Source organism: Streptomyces sp. NPDC050842 (assembly GCF_044456565.1).
Lineage (GTDB): Bacteria > Actinomycetota > Actinomycetes > Streptomycetales > Streptomycetaceae > Streptomyces.
In genome coordinates, this window is the sequence record NZ_JBITGA010000004.1 from 110,278 (window position 1) to 135,068 (window position 24,791).

The window sequence follows — 24,791 nt, forward strand, 5'->3', positions numbered from 1 at the left end:
GAGCCGTTCTGCTGTCGGGTGCGTCGGTGGGGGTGTCCTGTGGGATGTCCGGCGGGGAATCCTGGTGAGCGTAGCGTGAGTGCGCTGTCGCGGTGCGCGAACATCGGGGGATAGCGCCGGTCCGGGTGGACACCGTCGGCCACATCTTCGAACCCGGGCCGTGGCGCGTGTCGACCCCTCGGTTCCGGCCGAGAGAACTCGGTTGCTCATCGGCTTCACCCTGTCACCCGAATGCTCCAGGTCAAGTATCGCCTCGCCGCGCGTTCGACTCGTGAGTGGCCGTGTTCGTCAACTGCCAGCCCTCTCCGTACCGTTCGACGAAGCCGAGGGCGTGCAGTTCGTACAGCTTCGCGAGGGTGTCGTCGGGGGTGGTTCCGGCCCGGCGGGCGATGACGGTCGTGGGGGTGGGGCCGCGGGCGGGGACGGCTTCGAGGATGTGCGCGGTGGCCGGCGCGAGCAGGTCGCGCGGCAGGACGGGGCCGCGGCGGGCGGGGGCGAGTTCGCCCATGTCGCCGACGAGTTCGACGATCTCCTGGGCGTCGGTGACGAGGGTGGCGTCGCCCCGGAGGAGCTCGTGGACGCCGGCGGAGAGAGCGCTGGTGACGGGTCCGGGGACGCCCATGGTGTGGCGGCCGAGACGGGCGGCGGCGCGGGCGGTGACGAGGGAGCCGCTGCGGTGCTGGGCCTCGATGACGACGGTGCCTCGGGTGAGGGCGGCGATCACACGGTTCCGGAGGATGAAGCGGCTGGGTGTGGGGTGACTGTCGGGCGGCAGTTCCCCGACGACGAGTCCTTGTTCGGCGATGCGGCCGATGAGCCCTCCGTGGCCTCGGGGGTACGGGGTGTCGACGCCGCAGGCGAGGACGGCGACGGTGGCTCCGCCGGCGGCGAGGGCGCCGCGGTGGGCCGCGCCGTCGATGCCGTAGGCGGCGCCGGAGACGACGACCCAGCCCTGTCGGGCGAGGCCGGTGGCGAGATCGGCCGCGATGTGGGCGCCGTACGGGGTGCAGGCGCGGGCGCCGACGAGGGCGACGGAGCGCAGGGCCCAGGTCCGCAGGTCGGCGGGGCCCCGGATCCAGAGTCCGAGCGGGCGGGCGTGGCCGAGGTCGTCGAGTTGACGGGGCCATTCGATGTCGCCGGGGACGAGGAAGCGTCCGCCGAGGCGGTGCACGGTGTCGAGGTCGCGGGCGGGGTCGGCGGCGGTGGCGCGTCGTCGCCAGCTGTCGACGCGTGTGGCTCCGGTGCCGGGGAAGGGGTCGTCGCCGGGGTGGAGGAGGCGGTCGAGGAAGCCGACGGCTCCGTGGTGGCGGAGCCAGCGGCCGGCGTGTTCGTCGCCGGGTTCGACGGCCCGGGTGAGGGTGGCGCGGGCGAGTCGCTCGTCCATGGCCCCCGCGGTACCAGGGGGCTGAGGGCCGGTCATGTGCGCTCCCCCGCTCCGACGGGCACGCCGCGGGCGATGCCGGTGCGCATTTCGAGGGCGAGGGCGATGTCCTCGCTGTCGGGCCGGTCGTGTCCGGCGAGGTCGGCGACGGTCCAGGCGACGCGGAGGACACGGTCGAGGCCGCGGGCGGTGAGGAGTCCGCGCTCGATGTCGCGTTCGGCCGCGGCGAGGGCGCCGGGTGCGGCGAGGTAGCGCGTACGGAGTTCGTGTCCGGGGATCTCGCTGTTGACGTTCCAGGGGGTGTCGGACAGGCGGGCGGCGGCGCGGGCTCTGGCCTCGTGGACGCGGGCGGCGACCACGGCGGTGGTCTCGCCGCGCCCGCCCTGTCCGAGGAGGTCGGAGCGGGTGACGGGTTCGACTTCGACGCGCAGGTCGACGCGGTCGAGGAGGGGGCCGGAGAGGCGGGCCTGGTAGCGGCGGATGAGGGAGGCGGGGCATTCGCAGCCGGCGCCGAGGAGGGTGTGCCTCCCGCAGGGGCAGGGGTTGGCGGCGAGGGCGAGGAGGAAGCGGGCGGGGAGGCGGACGACGCCCGCGGCGCGGGCGATGACGACGTGTCCCGATTCGAGGGGCTGACGCAGTGCGTCGAGGACCTTGCCGGAGAACTCGGGAGCTTCGTCCAAAAAGAGGATGCCGCGGTGTGCCAGGGAGACGGCGCCCGGCCTGGGGAGGCCGTTGCCGCCGCCGACGAGGGACTGCATGGTGGCGGAGTGGTGGGGCGCGCAGTAGGGGGCGCGGCGGACGAGGGGTTCGCCGGGCGGGAGGATCCCGGCGACGGAGTGGACGGCGGTGACTTCGAGGGATTCCTGCCGGGTGAGGGGCGGGAGGATGCCGGGGAGTCGCTCGGCGAGCATCGTTTTCCCCGCGCCCGGAGGGCCGGAGAGCAGGAGGTGGTGGCTGCCGGCGGCGGCGATCTCCAGGGCGTGGCGGGCCCGGTGCTGGCCGGCGACATCGGCCAGGTCGGGCCCCTCGGTGGGGTCGGCGGCGAGTCCGGTGCCGATGCCGGCGCCGGGGACGAGGAGTCCGGCGAGCATGGCGTCGGGTCGTCCTTCCTCCATGGGTTCCTCGTCGGGGACGGGTTCGTCGGTGAGGACGGCGATCAGCTGACGGAGGGTGCGGACGCCGAGGACGGAGACGCCGGGGACGAGTGAGGCTTCGCCGGCGGTCTGTTCGGGGACGACGACCTGGCGGTACCCGGCGTCGGCGGCGGCCAGGACGGCGGGCAGGACGCCTCGCACGGGGCGGACGCGTCCGTCGAGTCCGAGTTCGCCGATGAGGACGAGGTCGGCGATGGTGCGGGGGTCGATGCGCTCGGCGGCGCCGAGCACGGCGGCCGCGACGGCCAGGTCGAAGCCGCTGCCGCTCTTGGGGACGGACGCGGGGCTGAGTCCGACGGTGAGCTTCTTCTGGGGCCATTCGGCGCCGGAGTTGACGACGGCGGCGCGGACACGGTCGCGGCTCTCGCTGAGGCTCTTGTCGGGGAGGCCGACGAGGGTGAAGGCGGCGACGCCGGGTTCGAGGTCGGCCTGGACCTCGACGACGACGCCTTCGACGCCGACGGAGCACGTGCGGGCGAATCCCATCAGGCCACCCCCTGGGCGTGGGTGAGGACGGGGGCGCCCTTGCGGGGCAGGACGATGCCGACGAGGTCGATGCGGACGCCGCCCGTGGGGGCGGGTGCGCCGCTGCGGTCGAGCCAGCAGGCGGCGAGGCGGCGGAGCCGCTCGGCCTTGGTCGGGGTGACGGCGGCCATCGGGTGTTCGTAGGCGCCGTGGCGGCGGGTCTTGACCTCGCAGATGACGAGGGTGTCGCCGTCACGGGCGACGATGTCGATCTCTCCGGCCCGGCCGCAGCGCCAGTTGCGGGCGAGGATGTGCATGCCGGTCGCGGTGAGCCGGCGGGTCGCCAGCTCTTCCCCGTACCGTCCGAGGGCTTGGGTCCTGTTCATGCGGTACCACCTCCGTCACCGACTGTGACGGAGTGGACCGGACCGCGTGCGGGCCTGTGGAGGGCCGCGGTGCTGTGGAGAACTCGCTCACCCCTGAGGGTGATTCAGGAGGGGCGGTTCAGGGGTGGTTCAGGGGTGGTTCAGCGGCGGTTGAGGGGTGAGTCAGCTGCCGGGGAGTTCGAGGTCGCTCTTGTTGAGCTCCTCGATGTTCACGTCCTTGAATGTGAGGACGCGGACCTGCTTGACGAACCTGGCCGGCCTGTACATGTCCCAGACCCAGGCATCAGCCATGCTGACTTCGAAGAAGACCTCACCTTGCACCGAGTGCACCTGCATCTCGTAGTCGTTCGTGAGATAGAAACGTCGCTCGGTCTCGATCACGTATTTGAACAGACCGACGACGTCGCGGTACTCCCGGTAGAGCTTCAGCTCCATCTCGGTCTCGTACTTCTCGAGGTCCTCGGCGCTCATGGCATGTTCCCCTTCAGCCGTGCGTCCACCTATTGTGCGCCAGCCGGCCGCACCCCTAAACGATTTCCGGGGCGAGAACGACCGGTGCACTCGGAGGTCCCTCGTCGAGCAGCGTGCGCAGCAGCTCGGCGAGTCTGGTCGGGTACACCGTCTCACGGGCCGCCGACAGTTCGGCGGAGGTCCACCATCTGAGGCCCGCGAGGCTGCGGGTCTCCAGCTCCGTGAGGGCCTGGGGTCGGGGTTCGGTCCCGGTCCGGGGGACGCGGGCCAGGTAGTACCACTCGTCCTGTTCCCAGCGGCGCCCGTCGAAGGGGAAGGAGCAGTACCGCTGCCACACGACCGGTCCGAGCTCGGCGTCGGTGATGCCGGTCTCCTCGGCGAGTTCGCGCAGCGCGGCCTCCGCCCGGGTCTCGTCGCCCTCCAGGCCTCCGCCGGGGGTGAACCACCAGGTGTCGGCTGGGTCGTCCGGTTCGTACCCGTGCATGAGCAGGATGCGGTCGTCGGGGTCGAGGAGCACGACCCTCGCCACCTGTCGTACGGCGGGCTTCGGCTCGGCGGAGGAAGCGGAGGGAGCGGGGGGAGCAGAGGAAGCGGGGGAAGCAGAGGAAGCGGAGGAAGCAGGGTCCGTCATGTGCCCACCTTCTCTCCCGCCCCCGGCCGCGGACCAGATCCCGTACCGGATCCTGCCCCGGATCCCTGCCCGGGCCGTTTCCCGGAGCCCGTCCCGCCCGGTCGCCGCGTCAGGAGTCGCGCCACCGGCCCGTACGCGGCCCCCACCAGGATCAGTACGCTTCCGGCCACGATCGCGGCGAAGAGGGCCGTGAAGGGCCCTGGCGTCGAGATCCCGCCGGGCAGGGCGGCGAAGCCCGTCGCGGGCTTCAGGAGGCCCTCGGCGGGCCAGGCGACGGCATCGACCCTGGCGACGATCGAGGAGCGGGGTACGGACCCCTGCCCGGCCTCCTCCATGTGCGAGCGGGAGTCGAGCGAGGTGTAGCGGTCGTCGCCGAGGAGGAAGAGGTTCCCCTCGGGGACGGTCACCGAGAACTCCCGGCCGGACGCGACGACCTCGCCGCCCGGCCCGGGGCGCAGGTAGGGCTCGTCGACGGCCTCGCCGTTGACGGTGAGCCTGCCGTCCCGGTCGCAGCAGGCGACGGTGTCGCCCCCGACCGCGACGACCCGCTTGACCATCGGGGAGGAGCCCCACAGGGCGTCGGTGAAGACGACGACGTCACCGCGCCGCACCTCGTCGCCGTCGATGCGCTCGGCGAGGACCCGGGAGCCGACGGCGATGGTGGGGGTCATGGAGTCGGAGGGGACGGTGTACGGCTGGTAGGCCAGCGCTCCCCAGGCGAACCCTCCGAGGAAGAGCACACAGCCGACGGCCACGGTCAGCCCCGACAGCACGCTGCCGAGGCGACCGTGGCCGCCCACTGCTTTTCTGTTTCCGCTCATGCGCACCCCAGAGGTCTGTCGACGGTCCGGGACGGCAATCTACCCGCGGGTCACTACTCGGCGGTATGCCCTGCCGTGCGCTTCTTCCGGCGCCACAGCACCAGCGGGAGCGCTCCGGCCAGACCTGCCGCGCCCAGCGGGGCGGCTGCCACGGCCTGGTCGAGGCCGGGCTGGTCGAAGACCTCGGGCACCGGGAGGGTGGCCCAGCGGGTGACGGGCCAGGCGATCACGACGGCACGGCCCACGACCAGGTCGTTCGCGACGGTGCCGGCGCCGGGGAGCTGCTGGTGGAAGCGGGAGTCCAGCGAGTTCTGCCGGTTGTCGCCCATGACCCAGATGCGGCCCTCGGGGACCTTGACCGGGCCGAAGGAGTCCTGGCAGGGCACGGAACCGGGGTAGAGGTACGCGCTCTCGTCCAGTGCCTTGCCGTTGAGGACGACCTTGCCGCCCTCCTTGCAGGAGACCGTGTCGCCGCCGACCGCGATGACCCGCTTGATGAGGTCCTTCTCCTCGGCCGACGGCATGAGGCCGATGAAGCTGAGGAACTTCTGGACGACGTTCGGCTCGGGTGTGGTCTGGCCTTCCAGCCAGCCGCCCGGGTCGTGGAAGACGACGACCTCGCCGCGCTCCGGCTCGGAGCCGAACCACGGGGTGAGCTTGTCGACGAGGACGCGGTCACCGCGCTGGAGGGTGTTCATCATCGATTCCGAGGGAATCGAGAACGCCTGCACCAGGAAGGTCTTGATCAGGAGCGCGAGCACCAGGGCGATGCCGATGAGGAGGGGCAGTTCCTTCCAGAAGGAACGCGGCTTCTTCGGGCTCCTGCCCGACCCGCCCGGCGCCTCGCCGTCGTCGTCGTGCGCCCGCTCGTCATCCGTCACATCGTCACCCGTCACGTCGTCGCCGATGGCCTCGTCGGCCCTCTTCTCGGGCTCATCGTGTCCGGATCGTGCGTCGACGGCCAAATCCCCCACATCAACTCCTCACTCCGTGCGATCGCCTGCCCCGGAACAGGGACAGGCCCACCACTCCCATAACGAGCAGAAGTTCCGCAGGGGTCGGGAGCCCGGGCAATCCGTTCAGATTGCGCGGGGCCACACTATGCGACAGACCGAGCGCGGGCTCGGAACTCGTACGCCCGTCCGGTACGGCGGCGAACGTCTCCCGCTCCTCCAGGCTCCGCCAGTTCCCGACGGGCCAGGCGATCACGACGGCGCGCCCCACGACCTGCTCCTCGGAGACGGTTCCGTGGTCCTTCTCGTCGAGGTGGTAGCGGGAGTCCGCCGAGTTGGAGCGGTGGTCGCCGAGGACGAAGATCCGGCCCTCCGGGACCTTCACCTCGAAGGGGATCGTGGACGGCTTGTTCCCGGGGTGCAGGTACGGCTCGTCCAGGGGTACGCCGTTGACGGTGAGCCGCCCGTCCTTGTCGCAGCAGCGGACGGTGTCGCCTCCGACGGCGACGACCCGCTTGATGAGGTCGCGGTCGTCGGCCGAGGGCAGCAGTCCGATGAAGGTCAGGGCCTGCTTGACCTGCTTGATGCCGATCGGGTCCTCGGAGGCCGGAGCGGCCTCCTTCTGGAGCCAGTTGCCGGGGTCCTTGAAGACGACGACGTCGCCGCGCTGGGGCCGGGAGCCGAACCAGGGGGTGAGCTTGTCGACGAGGACCCGGTCGTCGATGCGGATCGTCTGCTCCATGGAGCCGGAGGGGATGACGAACGCCTGGACCAGGAACGTCTTGAGGACGAGCGCGATGAGCACGGCGACGGTGACGAGGATCGGGATCTCGCGGATCGCGGAGCGCTGCCGGCGGCGCTTGACCTTGCGGGCGAGCCTGCGCCGCTCGGCCCGTCCCGGCAGCGGCGCGGGACCGGGGGCGTGAGCGGGGCCGCGTGCGGGACCGCCCGGCGGACGGCCGCGGCTACCCATGGGGACGGCCCGTGCCGTGCCCGCCTGCCGGCGGGGCGGGTACGGCGTCGAAGGCGCCCGTCCCGGGCACGGTGGACCAGCGGTCGAAGGGCCAGGCGATCCAGTCGGCGCGTCCGACGACCTTGTCGACGGGGACCATGCCGCCGCCGGGGCTGCCGAGGTGGTCGCGGGAGTCGCTGGACTGGCTCCGGTGGTCCCCCAACACCCAGAGCGTGCCCTCGGGGACGACGATGTCGAAGGGGACGCTGGACGGCTGGTCGCCGAACATCACGTACCGCTCCTCGACGGGGACGCCGTTGACGGTGAGCCGGCCGTCCTTGTCGCAGCAGACCACCCGGTCGCCGCCGACGCCGACGACCCGCTTCACGAAGTCGGTCTCGTCGGGTTCCGCGAACCCGAGGGCGGCCGCGGCGTCGTGCAGGAGCCCGCTGACCGGATTGCCGTCGGGATCCTCCCGTACGAAGGATCCGGTGCCGTCGAAGACGACGACGTCGCCCCGGCGCGGCTCGCTGCCGAAACGGTACGCCAGCTTGTTCACGAGGATCCGGTCGCCGATCCGGAGCGTCGGCTCCATCGAGCTGCTCGGGATCAGGAACGGCTGGATCACGAAGTGGCTCAGGAGCAGCAGGAAGAGCACGCAGGCGACGCCGAGGAAGCCCGTACGCCGCCAGGAAACGCGCGCGGAGCGCGACCCGTCCTCCGTGTCGGTGGAGGGGTCGCGCTCCGTGTGCTGTGCTTCGGTGTCCATCGGGGACAGAGCCTATCCGGCCCGTCTGTGCGAGGACCTCAAGCGTCGCGTGAGCGGTGAGCCGGGGCTCAGCGGTCGCGCTTCTCCTTGATCTTGGCAGCCTTGCCGCGCAGCTCACGCAGGTAGTAGAGCTTGGCGCGACGGACGTCACCGCGGGTGACGAGCTCGATCTTCTCGAAGATCGGGCTGTTCACCGGGAAGGTGCGCTCGACGCCGACGGAGAACGAGACCTTGCGGACCGTGAAGGACTCGCTGACGCCCGCGCCCTGGCGGCGGATGACGACGCCCTTGAACTGCTGGATACGGGAGCGGTTGCCTTCGATGACGCGCACGTGGACGTTCACGGTGTCACCGGCGCGGAAGGCGGGGAGGTCGGAGCGGATGGAAGCCGCGTTGACCTGGTCGAGCAGGGAGGCCATGGAGGTCTCTTTCCTCGCTGATGCCACAGGTCATCAGCGGTACGTTCGGATGTCTGGGGTGCCGTGCGTCCCAGGCGGGCGTCGTTCCCCCTGTGGCAGGGGCGCGCGCCGGACGGACGACAGCGGCCTATTCTTCCACGTCGGGGAGCTTGCGCCAAAATCGGCCACCGGGCTCGGGCGCCCACCCCATCATCGAGAGGATCTCGCGGTCCTTCTTGTCGAAGGCGGCCGGATCACAGCGCTCGATGAGGTCGGGGCGGTTGGCGACCGTGCGCCGGAAGGCCTCGTCCCGCCGCCAGCGCGCGATCTTCCCGTGGTGCCCGCTGAGCAGGACGTCGGGGATGCCCCGGCCGCGCCACTCGGGGGGCTTGGTGTAGACGGGCCCCTCCAGGAGGTTGGCCATGGCGCCGGGGGCGAAGGAGTCGTCGCGGTGGGACTCGGCGTTGCCGAGGACGCCGGGCAGCAGGCGGGCGACGGCCTCGGTGACGACGAGGACGGCGGCCTCTCCGCCGGCGAGGACGTAGTCGCCGATGGAGACCTCGTAGACGGGCATCCGGGTCGCGTACTCGTCCATGACGCGGCGGTCGATGCCCTCGTAGCGGGCCGGCGTGAAGATCAGCCAGGGCCGCTCGGAGAGCTCGACGGCCAGTTCCTGGGTGAAGGGCCGGCCGCTGGGGGTCGGGACGACGAGGACCGGGCCGTGGGCGCCGGCCTCGTAGCCGTCGGCGAGCGTCTCGTCGAGCGCGTCGCCCCAGGGCTCGGTCTTCATGACCATGCCGGGGCCGCCGCCGTACGGGGTGTCGTCGACCGTGTTGTGCCGGTCGTAGGTCCAGTCGCGCAGGTGGTGGACGTGGACGTCGAGCTGTCCCCGCGCGCGGGCCTTGCCCACGAGGGAGACGTTCAGCGGTTCGAGGTACTCGGGGAAGATCGTGACGACGTCGAGCCTCATTCCCCCGCCTCCTCGGAGCCCTCGGAGTCCTCGCGGGAGGAGACGATCACGGCGCGGTCGTCGATCAGGCCGGGCGGCGGGTCGATGACGGCCCGCTGCTCCTCCAGGTCGATCTCGGTGACGATCGACGACACGAAGGGGATCATCAGCTCGGTGCCGTCGGGCCGCTCGACGATGAAGAGGTCCTGGGACGGCAGGTGGGAGATCTCGGTGATCCGGCCGATCTCGGTGCCGTCGGCGAGGACGACGTCGAGGTCCATGAGCTGGTGGTCGTAGTACTCGTCCTCCTCCTCCGGCATCTCCTCGGGGTCGACCTCGGCGATGAGGAGGGTGTTGCGCAGGGCCTCGGCTGCGTTGCGGTCGCGGACGCCCTCGAGGCGCAGCAACAGCTTGCCGCTGTGGACCTTGCCGGACTCGATGGTCAGCGGCCCGGCGGAGGCCGGGTCCGTGAGCAGGACGGCTCCGGGGCCGAGCCTGAGCTCGGGCTCGTCGGTCCGCACCTCGACGGTGACCTCGCCCTTGATGCCGTGGGCGCGGCCGATCCGCGCGACTACCAACTGCACTGCTCCACACTCTCCTGTCACACAGCTCGTACGACACAAACGACAACGGGCCGGGGTGGGCGTAAGCCCTCCCCGGCCCGTGCCGGCACATCATTCAACCGATGCGGCCGACTTGTTCAGCGGACCTGGTCCACGTCGACGAGGTCGACTCGGATCCCACGGCCGCCGATGGCGCCCACGACGGTACGCAGCGCACGCGCGGTGCGGCCGTTGCGGCCGATCACCTTGCCGAGGTCTTCGGGGTGTACCCGGACCTCCAGCACGCGGCCACGGCGCAGGTTGCGCGAGGCGACCTGCACATCGTCGGGGTTGTCGACGATGCCCTTCACGAGGTGCTCGAGAGCCTCCTCGAGCATGCTCAGGCCTCGGTCGACTCGGTCGACGCGGCCTCGGCCTCGTCAGCCTTCTTGTCGGCCTTCTTGGCCTTCTGGGTGATGGCCTCACCCTTGTCGTCGCCGGACTCGAGGGTCTTCGCGAACTCGTCGAACGAGGCGCGCTTCGCCTCCTTCGTCGCGGGGACGAGCAGGGCCTTCTCGGGGGCCGGGAGGCCCTTGGCCTTCTGCCAGTCACCCGTGAGCTTCAGGATGGCGAGGACGGGCTCGGTCGGCTGGGCGCCGACGGACAGCCAGTACTGCGCACGCTCGGAGTCGACCTCGATACGCGACGGGTTGTACGTCGGGTGGTAGAGGCCGATCTCCTCGATCGCGCGACCGTCCCGGCGGGTGCGGGAGTCGGCGACGACGATGCGGTAGTGCGGCTGGCGGATCTTACCGAGGCGCTTGAGCTTGATCTTGACTGCCACTGGAGTGGTGTCTCCTGGTCTTGACGTGGTTGGGCACTTTGAGATGCCACGTGGGGTTGCGGTACTCGGATGCCCGATGGACGCGTCAGCCGGAGGAGAGAGGGGTCCTATGCGACTGTCGAGTACAGCTGTCCATTGTGCCACACGCCGAGAGGGTGCCTCAGGCACCCCCTGAGGGTCAGCCGGCGGCGCCCACCGTCTCCGGGATGCGGAAGGGCTTGCCGCAGCCGCCGCAGACGATCGGGGCCTGGGCCAGCACGGACGGCACCACGCGGACGTTCCGCCCGCAGTCGCAGACGGCCTTGACGCGGACGCCGCCGCCGGAGGAGCCGTGCCGGGCGGCCGGTCCCCGGAAGGAGCGCTTCGTGTCGGCCGCGGTCGCGACGGTGTGGGCCTTGAGGGCCCGCTGGAGACGCTCGATGGTGGGGCGGTATCGCCGCCGCGCCTCCGGGTTGAGCGTGACCAGGGAGAAGCCGCTGCTCGCGTGTGGCTCCTCGGGGTGGTCGAGCCCCATCTCCTCGGCGATCGCGAGGAATCTGCGGTTGTGATAGCGGCCGGCGCGGGAGGTGTCGCGGACCCCCCGGGCGGCGGCGATGCCGTGGACTGCCTCGTGGAGCAGTCGCTCGAAGGAGAGCTCGGCGCCGCAGGCGGACGAGGACTCTCCGATCAGGGACTCGGGCGCGGCTAGATCGGGCAGCTCGGGGTGGTGCCGCTGAATGTCGGCCCACGCCTGTGCCAGCTCTGCGGCGAGAACAGGTGGTGTCGTGCTCACGTCGTGTACAACGAGCCGATGCGCCCTCGGGTTCCATTCCGGGGCATCCCAAATATTTTGCACTTACCCGTCAGTTGCCGTTGATGCGTCCTGACGAGGGCCAGTGCGCCGATCTGCGGAGAAGCCGCGCAGGGAGCGTCAAGCCGGTGCGTAGTGACGCATACGCCCCGGCGCGTAGCCGGGGTGCGCGCGCCCCCGCGAGGGGCTCCCGAAACGTCCCGGGACGGGGGCGGGAAGCGTTGCAGGGACATTACCGGGTCGGCGTGCGCGGGCGCGCACCGCCCCTCCCCCGGGCGAATCGGTGCGGCGCGAGCACTGGACGCGGCCGGTGTTGCGCAGTTCCCTGACTACGGGGGGCTGTCGTCCAGGAACGGATTGGGGCTCTTTCCATGACACCTACGCTCGTCCCGCACCACCCCGCGCGTGACTGGGCCGAGATCCAGGAACGCATGCTCGTCCCGCTCTACGAGGCGGTGTACGACCGCGTCGGCGTGGGTGCGCGGTCCCGGCTGCTCGGCCTCGGCTCGGGCACCGGCCTGGCCCTGCTGATGGCGGCGGCGCGGGGCGCGCGGGTGGTCGGCGTGGACCGGGACCACGCGCGCGTGGAGCTGGCCAGGGAGCGTCTCCCGGAGGACGTGGTGGTCGCGGAGGATGCGGCGGACGTACCGGCGGACGACGGCCCGTACGACGTGATCACCGCGTTCCACGCGACGGCCGGGCTGCTCCCCGAGCTCACGGCCCTCACCCGTATGGCGCAATCGGACGCGGTGGTCGTTCTCGCGGGGTGGGGGCCGCCGGAGCGGTGCGCCACGGAGCCGGTGCTGCGGGTCGCGGACCGGCTCGCGGACCGGGCGCCGTCGGTGCGGGCCGATCTGGACGGTCTGGTGGCCGGGGCGGGGCTCCGGCCGGCCGGCGCGGGGCGGGTCGCGTGCCCCTTCGGGTACGCGGACGGGGCCAGTGCCGTGCGCGGCCTGCTGTCGACGGGCGCGTTCGACGAGGCCGTGCGGGCGACCGAGCCGTCGCAGGTGGAGAAGGAGATCGAGGAGGCGCTCGCCCCGTACGTCCGGGCGGACGGGACGGTGTGGATGCCGAACGTCTTCCGGTACGTGCTCGCCCGCGTGCGGTGAGGCCTCGCGGCGGGGTCAGACGCCGGGCCCGTCCTCCTTGCCGGCGCGGGTGACGCCGGCCGCGCGGTAGGCCGCGTCCTCCTCCAGAGTCTCGTTCGCGAGGAGGGCGGCGGCCAGGGCGTCCAGCTGGGGGCGGTGGTCACGGAGCTGCCGTACGGCGCTCTCGTAGCACTCGTCGACGATGCGGCGCGTCTCGGCGTCGACGGTGTCGAGGGTCGAGGGGGCGGCGGAGAGGCCGTACGCCTGCTGGGCGTCGCTCGGGATGGCGGTGAGGCGGCCGACGCGCTCGCTCATGCCCCAGCGGCCGGCCATGCCCCGGGCGATGCCGGTGACCTGTTCCAGGTCGCTCTCGGCGCCGGTCGTGACGACGCCGAAGACGACCTGCTCGGCCGCCATGCCGCCGAGGGCGCCGATGATCCGGCCGCGGAGGTAGTCCTCCGTGTAGGCGTACCTGTCGGCTTCGGGGGTCGACAGGGTGACGCCGAGGGCACGGCCGCGCGGCACGATGGTGATCTTGCGGACCGGGTCGGCGCCGGGCTGGAGCATGCCGAGCAGGGCGTGCCCGCTCTCGTGGTACGCGGTGCGGCGCCGCTCCTCCTCCGGCATCACCAGGGGCCGTTCGGCGCCGAGCTGGACCTTCTCCAGGGCGTCGGAGAGGTCGGACCGGGTGACGGCCTTCTGCTCGCGCTTGACCGCGAGGAGGGCGGCCTCGTTGGCGAGGTTGGCGAGTTCGGCGCCGGTCATGCCCGGGGTCGTCTTGGCCACGTGCTCCAGGTCGACGTCCTTGGCGAGGGGGATCTCCCGGGTGTGGATCCTCAGGATGGCCTCGCGTCCGCCCCGGTCGGGCGGGTTGACGTGGACGATCCGGTCGAAGCGGCCCGGCCGGGTGAGGGCCGGGTCGAGGACGTCGGCGCGGTTGGTGGCGGCGAGGACGATGACGCCCTCGGAGCCGGTGAAGCCGTCCATCTCGGTGAGGATCTGGTTGAGGGTCTGCTCGCGCTCGTCGTGGCCGCCCATGCCCGAACCGCCGCCCCGGGCGCGGCCGATGGTGTCGATCTCGTCGATGAAGATGATCGCCGGGGCGACCTTGCGGGCCTCGGCGAAGAGTTCCCGTACCCGGGAGGCGCCCACGCCCACGATCATCTCGATGAACTCGGAGGCGGAGGCGGAGAAGAAGGGCACGCCGGCCTCGCCGGCGACGGCTCGCGCGAGGAGGGTCTTACCGGTGCCGGGAGGGCCGGCGAGGAGGACGCCGCGGGGCATCTTGGCGCCCATCTCGCGGTAGGCGTCGGGGTTCTTCAGGAAGTCGACGACGTCATTGAGCTCACCCTCGACCTCGTCGATGCCGGCGACGTCCGCGAACGTGGTGCGCTTGCCGCCCTCCAGTTCGACGGGCTTGGGCGGGGTCTTGCGGCCGAGCATGCCGCCCGCGCCGCCCATGCCGGAGCCCATCCGGCGGGCGATGAACACCCACAGCACGACGAGCAGCAGCATCGGGGCGAGCGAGATGAGGAGGTTGGCGAGGAAGCTGCGTTCCTTGACGACGGGTTCGGCGGTGACGGTGACGTTCTGCTTGGTCAGCTGCGCCCACAGGTCGTCGTCGGCGAAGGCGGGCCGCTGGGTGGTGAACTTGGTGTAGTCGCCCTCGCCGTCGGGGACGGGCCGCTTCTCCTTCAGCTGCCCCTGGATCGCGTCGCCCTTGGAGTAGATCTTCGTGACGTTCCCGGCGGCGACCTGCTTGTCGAACTCGGTGTACGAGATCGTCGGGCCGTCGCCCTCGTTGAAGAACGACAGGACGAGGTTGGCGAGCAGGTAGACGACGAGTGCGGTGAGGATGAGCCCGCCCCAGCCGCCCGGCATCTTCTTCCGCTTCGCCGGCGGGGGCGGCGGGGCCCCTTCCGAGCGCCAGGGCTGATCGGTCCGGTCGCGCGGGGGTACGGGGTTGGCCACGTGACTCTCCTCGGGGCGGCAGTGGCCCCAGTATCGAAGAACGGGGCAAACCCGGCATCGCGGGCGGGCCGGAGGAGTGAAAAGGGGCCCGGGGCGGTTTCACACCGCCCCGGGCCCCTTTCATGGCTTCGCTCAGCCCATGAACTTCTTGAACTCGTCCGGGAGCTCGAAGTCCTTCGGGCTCTGGCCCGCCGCCGGGAGGCCGAAGGCGCCGCCCTGCTGCGCCTGCTCGCGGCGCTCGGCCTCGGCCTGCTCCTCGGCCTTCCGCTTCATCGGGTTGCCGCTCTTGCGCTTGCCCTTGGCCTGCTTGACCTGCTTCTTCTGCCGGCCGGGGCCGCCACCCATGCCGGGCATGCCGGGCATCCCCGGCATGCCGCCGCCCTGGGCCATGCGGGACATCATCTTGCGGGCCTCGAAGAACCGCTCGACCAGGCCCTTCACCGCGCTGACCTCGACGCCCGAGCCCTTGGCGATACGGGCGCGGCGCGAGCCGTTGATGATGGTCGGGTCGTGGCGCTCGCCCGGCGTCATCGACTTGATGATGGCGGCCGTGCGGTCGACGTCCCGCTCGTCGATGTTGGCGATCTGCTCCTTCATCTGGCCCATGCCGGGCAGCATCCCGAGCAGCTTCGAGATGGAGCCCATCTTGCGGACCTGCTCCATCTGCGCCAGGAAGTCGTCGAGCGTGAAGTCCTGGCCCTTCTTCGACGCGAGCTTCGAGGCCATCTTGGCGGCCTCGTCCTCGTCGAAGGTCTGCTGGGCCTTCTCGATGAGGGAGAGCATGTCGCCCATGCCGAGGATGCGCGACGCCATGCGGTCCGGGTGGAACGCGTCGAAGTCGTCGAGCTTCTCGCCGTTGGAGGCGAACATGATCTGCTTGCCGGTGACGTGCGCGATGGAGAGCGCGGCACCACCGCGGGCGTCGCCGTCGAGCTTGGAGAGCACGACGCCGTCGAAGCCGACGCCGTCGCGGAAGGCCTCGGCGGTGTTGACCGCGTCCTGGCCGATCATGGCGTCGACGACGAAGAGGACCTCGTCGGGGCTGACGGCGTCGCGGATGTCCGCGGCCTGCTGCATCAGCTCCTGGTCGATGCCGAGGCGGCCGGCGGTGTCGACGATGACGACGTCGTACATCTTGGTCCGCGCGAACTCGATGGAGTCCTTGGCGACCTGGACCGGGTCGCCGACGCCGTTGCCCGGCTGCGGGCCGTAGAACGCCACGCCCGCGCGCTCGGCGACGACGCCGAGCTGGGTGACGGCGTTGGGGCGCTGGAGGTCACAGGCGACGAGCAGCGGGGAGTGGCCCTGGCTCTTGAGCCAGACGCCGAGCTTTCCCGCGAGGGTGGTCTTACCGGCACCCTGGAGACCGGCGAGCATGATCACGGTCGGCGCGGTCTTCGCGAACCGCAGGCGCCGGGTCTCGCCGCCGAGGATGGCGATGAGCTCCTCGTTGACGATCTTGATGACCTGCTGGGCCGGGTTCAGGGCCTGCGAGACCTCGAGCCCGAGGGCGCGCTCCTTGACCTGCTTGATGAAGGACCGGACGACCGGCAGGGCGACATCCGCTTCGAGCAGCGCGATACGGATCTCGCGCGCGGTGGCGTCGATGTCCGCCTCGGACAGACGGCCCTTGCCGCGGAGGTTCTTGAAGGTCGCTGCAAGGCGGTCGGAGAGGGTATCGAACACGGCGGTCGCGGATCCTCAGGTGTCGGGGGCGGTCGGATTGCCCTCCAGGGTATCGGGCCGCTCGGAGGATGTGCTCCCGCCCACCGGATCCGGTGGGCGGGAGCGGGTCGGTTCGGGGGGTCAGCGCAGCGCCGACTCCAGGGCGCGGGCCAGGTCCACGGCCTCCTCGTCGGGGAGGAGGGAGCCGTCGGGGCGGGTCACGTACAGGGTGTCGACGGCGTTCGCGCCCAGGGTGGAGACATGGGCGCTGCGTACGCGGACCTCGGCGCCTTCCAGGGCGCGGCCGATGCGGTGGAGGAGGCCCGGGGCGTCCTGGGCGCGGACCTCGATGACGGTGGCGAGCCGGGACTGGGCGGCGGCGACGGTGACGCGGGGCGGCGGGGCGGTGAGGCCGCGTCGGCGCGGGTAGGCGGCCTCGCGTTCGGCGAGGCGGGCGGGGATGTCGAGGGAGCCGTCGAGGGCGCGGACGAGGTCGGCGCGGAGGCGGGCGGCCTCGGGCAGGGAGCCGTACTCGGCGGCGACGCGCCAGTCCAGTACGAGAACGGCGCCGGCGCCGATCCCGGTGGGGAGTTCGACGGCGCGGAGGTCGGCGGCGCGGACGGTGAGCCGGTGGAGGGCGAGGACGCCGGCGACGGCGGGGAGGACGCCGGGCTGCTCGGGCAGCGCGATGAGGAGTTCGACGCCGACGGGTTCGGGTTCCTCGGGTTCCGTCACGACCGGTTCGGTGTGGAGGGTGAGGACGGGTTCGCCGGTGCGCAGGGCCTCGATCGCGAGGCGTTCCTGTTCGGCGCTGGGGGCGGCGGCCTCGGGGTCGGGGAGGGGCTCGCCCGCGAGGACGCCGGCGACCCGTTTGACCAGGTCGGCGACGAGCGACGCGCGCCAGGAGGACCAGGCGGCGGGGCCGGTGGCGAGCGCGTCGGCCTCGGTGAGGGCGTGCAGCAGTTCCAGCGTGCCGAGGGTGCCGACGGCGTCGGCGACGGACTGGACGGTGGCGGGGTCGTCGAGGTCGCGTCGGGTGGCGGTCTCGACGAGGAGGAGGTGGTGGCGGACGGCGGTGGCGATGATGCCGGTGTCGGTGCGGTCGAAGCCGATGCGGGTGGCGAGGTCGCGGGCGATGGTCTCGCCGGCGACGGAGTGGTCGCCGGGCCAGCCCTTGCCGATGTCGTGGAGGAGGGCGGCGACGAGGAGGAGGTCGGGGCGGCCGACGCGGCGGGTGAGGGAGGCGGCGCGTGCGGCGGTCTCGACGAGGTGCCGGTCGACGGTCCAGGTGTGGACGGGGTTGCGCTGGGGGCGGCACCGCACGCGCTCCCAGTCGGGGAGCAGCCGGGTGATCAGCCCTTCGGCCTCCAGGGCCTCCCAGACGGGCACGGTCGCCTCCCCCGCGCCGAGGAGCGTGACGAGCTCCTCGCGGGCCTCGGCGGGCCACGGTACGGGCAGGGGTTTGGCGGCGGCCGCGAGGCGGCGTACGGCGTGCAGGGAGATCGGCAGGCCGGACTGGGCGGCGGCCGCGGCGGCCCGCAGCGGGAGGACGGGGTCGCGGTCGGGTTTGGCGGAGAGGGCGAGGACGACCTCGCCGTCCATCTCGACGACGCCTTCGGCGAGGGGCGTGCGCTCGACGGGCGCCTTCGGGCCACCCACCCGTCCGGCGCCGGTCCGGCCGGCCGCCCTGCCGCCGCCGGCGCGTCCGCCGAGGAGGGCGCGCAGCCGGGGCCGTGCCGAGCGGGCCTTGAGGACGCGGTTGACCTCGCGCCAGGTGACGTCGGTGGCGTACGAGATGATCCGCGCGGCCTCGTACACCTCGCGGAGCAGGGTGTCGGCGTCGAGGAGGCCGAGTTCCCGGGCCACCGCGTCCTGTTCCTGGAGGGCGAGCCGGTCGGTGGCCCGGCCGGTCGCGAGGTGCAGGGCGTCACGGGCGTCGAGGAGGCGGCGGCGGGCGGCGTCGAGGCCTTCGCGGGGGGCGTCGGCGAGCCAGGAGGCGGCGACCGCGCGGAGCACCTGGGCGTCGCGCAGTCCGCCCCGCGCCTCCTTGAGGTCGGGTTCGAGGAGGAACTGGAGCTCCCCCATGCGGTCGGCGCGCTCGCGGCAGAGTTCGTCGAGTTCGGGGAGGCGCTTGGGTGCCTGGTTGCGCCAGTCGGCGAGGACGGTGGTGCGGAGGGCGGCGACGAGGCCGGTGTCCCCGGCGACGTGCCGGGCGTCGAGGAGGCCGAGCTGGACCTTGAGGTCCTCGCCGGCGGTGGTGCGGGCCTCGGCGGGGGTGCGGACGGAGTGGTCGAGGGCCATGCCCAGGTCCCAGACGGGGTACCAGATCCGGTCGGCGAGGGCGGCGACGGCGGCCTTGTCGGCGCTGCCGTCGTGGAGCAGGAGGAGGTCGAGGTCGCTGCGGGGGGAGAGTTCGCCGCGCCCGTAGCCGCCGACGGCGACGAGGGCGGTGCCGCGGGGTGGTGCGGCGGCGGCGAAGAGCGCGGCCAGCCAGTCGTCGGTGAGCCGGGCGAGGGCGGCACGGCGCGGCGGCCCGGACCGCTCCTTCTCGTGGAGGAGGAGCAGCCGGGCCGCCGCGTAACCGCCGGGTCCCGAATCTTCGTTCTGCGTACGCGCTTCGAGGCTCGTCACCCGGCGGCTCCTTCGTGTGCTTACAGTGCGTCCGGACCGCGTTCGCCGGTGCGGACCCGTACGGCGGTCTCGACCGGCACGCTCCACACCTTGCCGTCTCCGATCTTGCCGGTTCGGGCGGCCTTCACGACGACGTCGATGAGCTGTTCGGCGTCCTCGTCCTCGACGAGGACCTCGATGCGGATCTTGGGGACGAGGTCGACGGTGTACTCGGCGCCGCGGTAGACCTCGGTGTGGCCGCGCTGGCGTCCGTATCCGCTGGCCTCGGTGACGGTGAGGCCGTGGACGCCGAAGGCCTGGAGGGCCTCCTTGATCTCGTCGAGCCGGTGCGGCTTGACGACCGCGGTGATGAGCTTCATGCGTCCACCTTCTTGTTCTCCGTGACGGCCGGGGCGGGGGCGGCGGTGGAGCGCGAGGACGCGCCGCCGCCGGCTCCGCTGAAGTCGTACGCGGTCTCGGCGTGCTCGACCTGGTCGATGCCGGAGACCTCGTCGTCCTCGCTGACCCGCATCCCCATCGTCTTGTCGATGATCAGGGCGAGGACGGCGGAGGCGATCAGAGAGTAGGCGAGGACGGCGAAGACTCCGACGGCCTGCTTGCCGAGCTGGTCGAGTCCGCCGCCGTAGAAGAGGCCCTTGACGTCGGACTGGACGCCGCCGGTGGCGAAGAGGCCGACGAGGAGGGAGCCGATGACACCGCCGACGAGGTGGACGCCGATGACGTCGAGGGAGTCGTCGTAGCCGAACTTGTACTTGAGGCCGACGGCCATGGCGCAGAGGAGACCGGCGATGGCGCCGACGGCGATCGCGCCGAGCGGGCTGACGGCGCCGCCCGCCGGGGTGATGGCGACGAGGCCGGCGACGGCACCGGAGGCGGCACCGAGGGTGGTGAAGGAGCCGTGGCGGATCTTCTCGTACGCGAGCCAGGCGAGCATGGCGGCGGCGGTGGCCACCTGGGTGTTGACGAACATCACGGCGCCGACGCCGTCGTCGTTGCCGAGCCAGGAGCCGGCGTTGAAGCCGAACCAGCCGAACCAGAGGAGACCGGCGCCCAGCATGACCAGCGGGAGGCTGTGCGGGCGCATCGGGTCCTTCTTGAAGCCGACGCGCTTGCCGATGACGAGGATCACGCCGAGGGCCGCGGCACCGGCGTTGATGTGGACGGCGGTGCCACCGGCGAAGTCGATGACGCCCATCTCGAAGAGCCAGCCGCCGGAGCCCCAGACCCAGTGGGCGACGGGGAAGTAGACGACGGTGACCCAGAGGGTGATGAAGAGGGCCCAGGCGGTGAACTTGACGCGGTCGGCGAGGGCGCCGCTGATCAGGGCGGGCGTGAGGATCGCGAACATCAGCTGGAAGACGGCGAAGACGTACACCGGGATGGTGTAGCCGTCCCAGAGCTCGGTGACGCCGATGCCGCTGAGGCCGACGTACTCGGAGGACCAGCCGATGATCGATCCGGAGTCGGTGCCGAAGGCGAGGCTGAAGCCGTAGAGCACCCAGAGGATCGTGACGATCCCCAGGCTGATGAAGCTCATCATCAGCATGTTGAGGGTGGACTTGACGCGGACCATGCCTCCGTAGAAGAAGGCGAGAGCCGGGGTCATCAGCATGACCAGGGCGGAGCAGATGAGCATGAACCCGGTGTTGGCTGCAGACAGCTCGGGGGCGTCTGCGGCCAGGGTCGTGATGGCTGGTGCCATCGGCGTCTCCTCGTCGTCGGTACGGCCTGTGCGGGGCGGGGCCGGAGAGAGCGGCGGCCGTGAGGGTGGCCGGTTATGGGCCAGAGATTCGCGCAGCGCGGTTTCCGCCGATGCCGCACGATGTTTCGCACCGGTGACGAAGGGGTGGGGCGTGTTACGCGGCCGTGAACGGCCGGATCACGGGTGGGTGCCGGGCGTACCCTCCCGAGATCCCGCGCGGGACACCCCCCGGAACACCAAACCGGCCGCGTCGGCGTCCGTGTGACCTTGCGGCGGGGGAGCCGAGTCGGGCAGTACGGGACGTCCGGCGCGGCCGGGGTCTTGGGGGACCGTCCTGGGGCCGTCAGACCGCTTCGGCGGCCTCGGGCAGGAGCTGGGTGAGCCGGTCGGTGAGCTGGACGACCTCGGCGACGTCGCTGTAGTTGCGGGCGGCGTGGTCGACGGTCTTGCGGAGCCGGGTGTTGACGCGCTCGGAGCGGATGCTCCGGGCGACGCCGAGGGCCTTCTCGGCGAGGACGACGGACTGCTCGGGCTCACGCTTGAGGAGGTGGACGGTGGCCATGCCGATCAGGTTGAGTGCGTACGACCGCTGGTGGTCGGGGTCCTTCTCGAAGAGCTCGACGGCCCGCTCCATGACGGGTTCGGCGAGGGACGCGTAGGTCGGTGAGCGGCCCGCGACGTAGGCGAGGTCGCGGTAGGAGTGGGAGTTCTCTCCGTTGAGCTCGGCCTCGGAGAAGAAGCCGATCCAGTCGGGCTCGGGCTCGCCGTCGAGACCGACGTCGGCGAAGGTGTCCTCGGCCATCCGGACGGCCCGCTTGCACTTGGAGGGCTGGCCCATGTTGGCGTAGGCGCGGGCCTCCATCGCATACAGCATGGCCTGGGTGCGGGCGGTGGCGCAGTCGCGACTGCCGTACTGGGCGAGGTGGATGAGTTCGAGGGCGTCGTCGGGCCGACCGAGGTGGATCATCTGGCGGCTCATGGAGGACAGGATGTACGACCCGAGGGGCTTGTCCCCGGCCTCCTTGGCGGCGTGCAGCGCGAGCACGAAGTACTTCTGGGCGGTGGGCTGGAGGCCCACGTCGTAGCTCATCCAGCCGGCGAGTTCGGCGAGTTCGGCGGCGCAGGTGAAGAGGCGTCGGGCGGTGGCGGCGGGCTGGGGCTCCTGGAGGAGGTCGGTGACCTCGTGGAGCTGTCCGACGACGGCCTTGCGGCGCAGTCCCCCGCCGCACTGGGCGTCCCACTTGCGGAACATGGCGGTGGTGGATTCGAGGAGGTCGAGCTCGATGTCGGAGAGCCGGTTGGGGCGGCGGCTGTCGGCGAGGGACTCGGGGCGCTCGATGTCGGTGACCGGGGTGGGGACGAGCCAGCGCTGCATCGGCTCGATGAGGGCGGGTCCCGCGGCGAGCGAGAGCGAGGAGCCGAGGAATCCGCGCCGGGCGAGCATGAGGTCGCTGCGGGAGAACTCGCTGAGCAGGGCGACGGTCTGGGGTCCGGCCCAGGGCAGGTCCACTCCGGAGACGGACGGGGACTGGTGGGCGGTGCGCAGACCGAGGTCCTCGACGGCCACGACGGAGCCGAAGCGCTCGGAGAACAGCTCGGAGAGGATCCGCGGGATGGGCTCGCGGGGCTGCTCGCCGTCGAGCCAGCGGCGGACGCGCGAGGTGTCCGTCGAGATGTGGTGCGCGCCCATCTGGCGTGCCCTGCGGTTCACTTGCCGTGCCAGTTCGCCCTTGGACCAGCCGCTGCGCACGAACCACGAGCCCAGCTGCTCGTTCGGGCGCTTGCCGGCAGTCGTACCGTCTGCGCCGTTGCCGCCCACTGGAACGCCCCCATCCACCTGATTGCCTGTCATGCGAACCCCTATCAGAATGCCGCCTCGCACGGCCGCTCGTCCGGGGTTCTCACTCCTTCGAACTGGAAACCGGGTTGCCTCCGGCATACCCGTGCGCGCAAGCGGCCCCGGGGTTCGAGTACCGAAAGTAACCCTACGATCACCCCTCCCGTGAGGGCGATTCAAGAAACGCCACCATTCGCCACCCCTTCGAATGAACTCGCCACGCGCCGGACGCGATTCACTTGACATGCGACGAACCCGGAGTCGGCGGACGGATGCGCGGAGAGGCGCGCGCGGCGGCCCGCACCACCCCGCGCACGACCGCACGCCACAAACGGCGACGGACCGTGACCAAAGGTGACGACGACGCTCCGGGTCGTAACCACCGGCGCGTTCGACCCGTTGGAGGGGGCATGGGCTTCACGATCGGCGGCATTCGTGAGATGCGGTCCGGCGCGCGCCGCCGCGTGCGCACCACGGAGTGCACAGCGGTGGCCGAGTACACAGGACTGTGGGGCTGGGACGTGGCCCCCGGGGCACGCGCGGCCTCCGGCCAGTGCTCCTGCGGGGATCCGGCGTGTACGGCTCCGGGGGCGCATCCGCTCTCCTTCGCCGAACCGGTGCCGGCGGGCGCCGGTCTCGACGACGCGACGAAGGCCTGGGCGGAGTACCCGGGCGCGGCGCTGATGCTTCCCGTGGGCCGGGCCTTCGACGTCATCGAGGTCGCGGAGGCTGCGGGCCGCCGGGCGCTCGTCCGGCTGGAGCGCATGGGGCTGCCGCTGGGCCCGGTGTGCGCGACCCCGACCGGCCGGGCGCGGTTCTTCGTGGCGCCGGGCGCGGCGGCCGAGCTGCCGCAGCTGCTGTACCGGATGGGCTGGGACGACGCCGATCTGGACCTGCACTGTCTGGGGCCCGGCGCCCACATCACCGCTCCCCCGTCGGATCTGGGCGGGCTCGGGCCGGTGCGCTGGCTGCGGCCGCCGACGCTGGACACGGCGGGTGCGCCGCCGGAGGCGCGGCTGCTGCTCGGGACGCTGGCGTACATCTGTCACCGGACCCGGTTCTAGCCGCCCGTACATGCGTGAGGGCCCCCGCCGGTTCGTGGCGGGGGCCCTCACGTGTGTGCTCGTACGGCCGTCAGTCGCCGATCAGGGCGTCGACGAAGGCGCCCGGCTCGAACGGGGCCAGGTCGTCCGGGCCCTCGCCCAGGCCGATCAGCTTGACCGGGACGCCCAGCTCGCGCTGGACGGCGACGACGATGCCGCCCTTGGCGGTGCCGTCGAGCTTCGTCAGGACGATGCCGGTGATGTCGACGACCTCGGCGAAGACGCGGGCCTGGATGAGGCCGTTCTGGCCGGTGGTGGCGTCGAGGACGAGGAGGATCTCGTCGAGCGGGCCGTGCTTCTCGACGACGCGCTTGACCTTGCCGAGCTCGTCCATGAGGCCGGTCTTGGTGTGGAGGCGGCCGGCGGTGTCGATGAGGACGACGTCGGCGCCCTCGGCGATGCCCTCCTTGACCGCGTCGAAGGCGATCGACGCCGGGTCGCCGCCCTCGGGTCCGCGCACGGTGCGGGCGCCGACGCGCTCGCCCCAGGTCTGGAGCTGGTCGGCGGCGGCGGCACGGAAGGTGTCGGCGGCACCGAGGACGACGGACTTGCCGTCGGCGACCAGGACGCGGGCCAGCTTGCCGGTGGTGGTGGTCTTGCCGGTGCCGTTGACGCCGACGACCATGACCACGCCCGGCACGTCGGCGGGGCTCTCGGTGTGCACCGTGCGGTCCAGGTCGGGGCCGAGGAGGGCGATCAGCTCCTCGCGGAGCAGGCCGCGCAGCTCGTCGGGGGTGCGGGTGCCGAGCACCCTGACCCGCTCGCGGAGCCGCTCGACGAGCTCCTGTGTGGGGGCGACGCCGACGTCGGCCGTGAGAAGGGTCTCCTCGATCTCCTCCCAGGTGTCCTCGTCGAGGTGCTCGCGGGACAGGAGCGTCAGGAGCCCCTTGCCGAGCGAGTTCTGGGAGCGGGCGAGCCGGGCACGGAGCCGTACGAGACGGCCGGCGGTCGGCTCGGGCACCTCGATCGCGGGGGCCTCGGGCGCGGCGACGACCGGGTCCTCGACGGCGGCCGGCGTCTCGACGGCCTCATCGGCCGTCGGGAGCTCGACCTCCTCGACCGTGCGGCGTGGTTCCTCCCGCGGCGTCTCCGCCTCCTCGCCGACGTGCGGTTCGGCGGGCGGAGCGGTGATGGTCGGCGTGGTGGACGGCGGCTCGGCCGGCGGCAGCTGCTTCTTCTTGCGGCCGCTGATCACGAGCCCGCTCGTCACGGCGACCGCGACGACCAGAGCGATGACTACAGCAAGGATGAGTTCCATAACCCGACCAGTATCGGCCACGAGGGGCAC

General features: G+C 71.9%; 24 protein-coding genes. 2 read left to right on the top strand and 22 right to left on the bottom strand.

Features of this window, described 5'->3' with window-relative positions:
- Positions 1-241: 241 nt before the first annotated feature.
- From dprA to ACIBG6_RS13680, 15 genes are all read right to left on the bottom strand, one after another.
- The gene (dprA, locus tag ACIBG6_RS13610) at positions 242-1,420 is read right to left on the bottom strand and encodes a DNA-processing protein DprA (RefSeq protein ID WP_399222781.1); all 1,179 of its coding nucleotides are present in this window, start codon (positions 1,418-1,420) and stop codon (positions 242-244) included.
- Positions 1,417-3,021 (bottom strand): YifB family Mg chelatase-like AAA ATPase, encoded by a 1,605-nt coding sequence (locus tag ACIBG6_RS13615; RefSeq protein ID WP_399222782.1) that lies wholly within the window; start codon positions 3,019-3,021, stop codon positions 1,417-1,419. Before ACIBG6_RS13615 ends, dprA begins: the two co-directional genes overlap by 4 nt.
- On the bottom strand, positions 3,021-3,386 hold the full coding sequence (locus tag ACIBG6_RS13620) for a YraN family protein (protein WP_399222783.1): 366 nt from the start codon (positions 3,384-3,386) through the stop codon (positions 3,021-3,023). Before ACIBG6_RS13620 ends, ACIBG6_RS13615 begins: the two co-directional genes overlap by 1 nt.
- A gap of 162 nt (positions 3,387-3,548) precedes the next feature.
- Positions 3,549-3,857: a DUF2469 domain-containing protein gene (locus tag ACIBG6_RS13625; RefSeq protein ID WP_005311352.1), complete on the bottom strand. Its 309-nt coding sequence runs from the start codon at positions 3,855-3,857 to the stop codon at positions 3,549-3,551.
- A 55-nt stretch (positions 3,858-3,912) separates the two neighbouring features.
- Complete coding sequence (locus ACIBG6_RS13630; RefSeq protein ID WP_399222784.1) at positions 3,913-4,488, bottom strand: NUDIX hydrolase; 576 nt, start codon at positions 4,486-4,488, stop codon at positions 3,913-3,915.
- Positions 4,485-5,309 carry a signal peptidase I gene (lepB, locus tag ACIBG6_RS13635; protein ID WP_399222785.1) on the bottom strand — a complete coding sequence of 275 codons (825 nt, stop codon included), beginning with the start codon at positions 5,307-5,309 and terminating at the stop codon, positions 4,485-4,487. Before lepB (ACIBG6_RS13635) ends, ACIBG6_RS13630 begins: the two co-directional genes overlap by 4 nt.
- Positions 5,310-5,362: 53 nt before the next feature.
- Positions 5,363-6,217, bottom strand: a complete 855-nt coding sequence (gene lepB, locus ACIBG6_RS13640; RefSeq protein ID WP_399223348.1) for a signal peptidase I — start codon at positions 6,215-6,217, stop codon at positions 5,363-5,365.
- A gap of 67 nt (positions 6,218-6,284) precedes the next feature.
- Positions 6,285-7,235 carry a signal peptidase I gene (gene lepB / locus ACIBG6_RS13645; RefSeq protein ID WP_399222786.1) on the bottom strand — a complete coding sequence of 317 codons (951 nt, stop codon included), beginning with the start codon at positions 7,233-7,235 and terminating at the stop codon, positions 6,285-6,287.
- Complete coding sequence (lepB, locus tag ACIBG6_RS13650) at positions 7,228-7,983, bottom strand: signal peptidase I (RefSeq protein ID WP_399222787.1); 756 nt, start codon at positions 7,981-7,983, stop codon at positions 7,228-7,230. Before lepB (ACIBG6_RS13650) ends, lepB (ACIBG6_RS13645) begins: the two co-directional genes overlap by 8 nt.
- 68 nt (positions 7,984-8,051) lie before the next feature.
- Positions 8,052-8,402 carry a 50S ribosomal protein L19 gene (rplS, locus tag ACIBG6_RS13655; RefSeq protein ID WP_189510914.1) on the bottom strand — a complete coding sequence of 117 codons (351 nt, stop codon included), beginning with the start codon at positions 8,400-8,402 and terminating at the stop codon, positions 8,052-8,054.
- Between the two features lie 127 nt (positions 8,403-8,529).
- Positions 8,530-9,351 carry a tRNA (guanosine(37)-N1)-methyltransferase TrmD gene (trmD, locus tag ACIBG6_RS13660; RefSeq protein ID WP_399222788.1) on the bottom strand — a complete coding sequence of 274 codons (822 nt, stop codon included), beginning with the start codon at positions 9,349-9,351 and terminating at the stop codon, positions 8,530-8,532.
- A complete protein-coding gene (gene rimM, locus ACIBG6_RS13665; RefSeq protein ID WP_399222789.1) occupies positions 9,348-9,914 on the bottom strand; it encodes a ribosome maturation factor RimM in 567 nt (188 codons plus the stop codon). The genes trmD and rimM overlap by 4 nt, the downstream gene beginning before the upstream one ends.
- Positions 9,915-10,030: 116 nt before the next feature.
- Complete coding sequence (locus tag ACIBG6_RS13670; protein ID WP_030206382.1) at positions 10,031-10,270, bottom strand: RNA-binding protein; 240 nt, start codon at positions 10,268-10,270, stop codon at positions 10,031-10,033.
- A 2-nt stretch (positions 10,271-10,272) separates the two neighbouring features.
- On the bottom strand, positions 10,273-10,716 hold the full coding sequence (gene rpsP, locus ACIBG6_RS13675; RefSeq protein ID WP_317602091.1) for a 30S ribosomal protein S16: 444 nt from the start codon (positions 10,714-10,716) through the stop codon (positions 10,273-10,275).
- Between the two features lie 178 nt (positions 10,717-10,894).
- Positions 10,895-11,488 carry a hypothetical protein gene (locus ACIBG6_RS13680; RefSeq protein WP_030551033.1) on the bottom strand — a complete coding sequence of 198 codons (594 nt, stop codon included), beginning with the start codon at positions 11,486-11,488 and terminating at the stop codon, positions 10,895-10,897.
- A gap of 389 nt (positions 11,489-11,877) precedes the next feature.
- Between ACIBG6_RS13680 and ACIBG6_RS13685 the strand changes: the two genes are divergently transcribed.
- The gene (locus ACIBG6_RS13685) at positions 11,878-12,615 is read left to right on the top strand and encodes a class I SAM-dependent methyltransferase (protein WP_399222790.1); all 738 of its coding nucleotides are present in this window, start codon (positions 11,878-11,880) and stop codon (positions 12,613-12,615) included.
- Between the two features lie 15 nt (positions 12,616-12,630).
- On the opposite strand, the gene ftsH is transcribed toward ACIBG6_RS13685, so the two are convergent.
- The 6 genes from ftsH to ACIBG6_RS13715 all read right to left on the bottom strand — a co-directional run bounded on the left by ftsH (position 12,631) and on the right by ACIBG6_RS13715 (position 22,382).
- Positions 12,631-14,565 (bottom strand): ATP-dependent zinc metalloprotease FtsH, encoded by a 1,935-nt coding sequence (ftsH, locus tag ACIBG6_RS13690; RefSeq protein ID WP_399222791.1) that lies wholly within the window; start codon positions 14,563-14,565, stop codon positions 12,631-12,633.
- A gap of 132 nt (positions 14,566-14,697) precedes the next feature.
- Positions 14,698-16,251, bottom strand: a complete 1,554-nt coding sequence (ffh, locus tag ACIBG6_RS13695) for a signal recognition particle protein (protein ID WP_399222792.1) — start codon at positions 16,249-16,251, stop codon at positions 14,698-14,700.
- 120 nt (positions 16,252-16,371) lie between these two features.
- Entirely contained in the window at positions 16,372-18,861 is a 2,490-nt protein-coding gene (locus tag ACIBG6_RS13700; RefSeq protein WP_399222793.1) for a [protein-PII] uridylyltransferase, read from the bottom strand.
- Between the two features lie 20 nt (positions 18,862-18,881).
- Complete coding sequence (locus ACIBG6_RS13705) at positions 18,882-19,220, bottom strand: P-II family nitrogen regulator (RefSeq protein WP_015036464.1); 339 nt, start codon at positions 19,218-19,220, stop codon at positions 18,882-18,884.
- On the bottom strand, positions 19,217-20,563 hold the full coding sequence (locus ACIBG6_RS13710; protein ID WP_329620966.1) for an ammonium transporter: 1,347 nt from the start codon (positions 20,561-20,563) through the stop codon (positions 19,217-19,219). Before ACIBG6_RS13710 ends, ACIBG6_RS13705 begins: the two co-directional genes overlap by 4 nt.
- 343 nt (positions 20,564-20,906) lie before the next feature.
- Positions 20,907-22,382 carry a hypothetical protein gene (locus ACIBG6_RS13715; protein WP_399223349.1) on the bottom strand — a complete coding sequence of 492 codons (1,476 nt, stop codon included), beginning with the start codon at positions 22,380-22,382 and terminating at the stop codon, positions 20,907-20,909.
- A 428-nt stretch (positions 22,383-22,810) separates the two neighbouring features.
- On the opposite strand from ACIBG6_RS13715, the gene ACIBG6_RS13720 reads away from it, so the two are divergent.
- Complete coding sequence (locus tag ACIBG6_RS13720; RefSeq protein WP_399222794.1) at positions 22,811-23,464, top strand: bifunctional DNA primase/polymerase; 654 nt, start codon at positions 22,811-22,813, stop codon at positions 23,462-23,464.
- Between the two features lie 70 nt (positions 23,465-23,534).
- Here the strand turns inward: ACIBG6_RS13720 and ftsY are convergent, their stop codons facing one another.
- Positions 23,535-24,761, bottom strand: a complete 1,227-nt coding sequence (ftsY, locus tag ACIBG6_RS13725; RefSeq protein WP_399222795.1) for a signal recognition particle-docking protein FtsY — start codon at positions 24,759-24,761, stop codon at positions 23,535-23,537.
- Positions 24,762-24,791 lie beyond the last annotated feature (30 nt).

Coding starts and splice junctions, on each gene's coding strand:
- dprA (WP_399222781.1), bottom strand. CDS start 1,420: ATGACCGGCCCTCAGCCCCCTGGTACCGCGGGGGCCATGGACGAGCGA.
- ACIBG6_RS13615 (WP_399222782.1), bottom strand. CDS start 3,021: ATGGGATTCGCCCGCACGTGCTCCGTCGGCGTCGAAGGCGTCGTCGTC.
- ACIBG6_RS13620 (WP_399222783.1), bottom strand. CDS start 3,386: ATGAACAGGACCCAAGCCCTCGGACGGTACGGGGAAGAGCTGGCGACC.
- ACIBG6_RS13625 (WP_005311352.1), bottom strand. CDS start 3,857: ATGAGCGCCGAGGACCTCGAGAAGTACGAGACCGAGATGGAGCTGAAG.
- ACIBG6_RS13630 (WP_399222784.1), bottom strand. CDS start 4,488: ATGACGGACCCTGCTTCCTCCGCTTCCTCTGCTTCCCCCGCTTCCTCT.
- lepB (WP_399222785.1), bottom strand. CDS start 5,309: ATGAGCGGAAACAGAAAAGCAGTGGGCGGCCACGGTCGCCTCGGCAGC.
- lepB (WP_399222786.1), bottom strand. CDS start 7,235: ATGGGTAGCCGCGGCCGTCCGCCGGGCGGTCCCGCACGCGGCCCCGCT.
- lepB (WP_399222787.1), bottom strand. CDS start 7,983: ATGGACACCGAAGCACAGCACACGGAGCGCGACCCCTCCACCGACACG.
- rplS (WP_189510914.1), bottom strand. CDS start 8,402: ATGGCCTCCCTGCTCGACCAGGTCAACGCGGCTTCCATCCGCTCCGAC.
- trmD (WP_399222788.1), bottom strand. CDS start 9,351: ATGAGGCTCGACGTCGTCACGATCTTCCCCGAGTACCTCGAACCGCTG.
- ACIBG6_RS13670 (WP_030206382.1), bottom strand. CDS start 10,270: ATGCTCGAGGAGGCTCTCGAGCACCTCGTGAAGGGCATCGTCGACAAC.
- ACIBG6_RS13685 (WP_399222790.1), top strand. CDS start 11,878: ATGACACCTACGCTCGTCCCGCACCACCCCGCGCGTGACTGGGCCGAG.
- ACIBG6_RS13705 (WP_015036464.1), bottom strand. CDS start 19,220: ATGAAGCTCATCACCGCGGTCGTCAAGCCGCACCGGCTCGACGAGATC.
- ACIBG6_RS13710 (WP_329620966.1), bottom strand. CDS start 20,563: ATGGCACCAGCCATCACGACCCTGGCCGCAGACGCCCCCGAGCTGTCT.
- ACIBG6_RS13720 (WP_399222794.1), top strand. CDS start 22,811: ATGGGCTTCACGATCGGCGGCATTCGTGAGATGCGGTCCGGCGCGCGC.
- ftsY (WP_399222795.1), bottom strand. CDS start 24,761: ATGGAACTCATCCTTGCTGTAGTCATCGCTCTGGTCGTCGCGGTCGCC.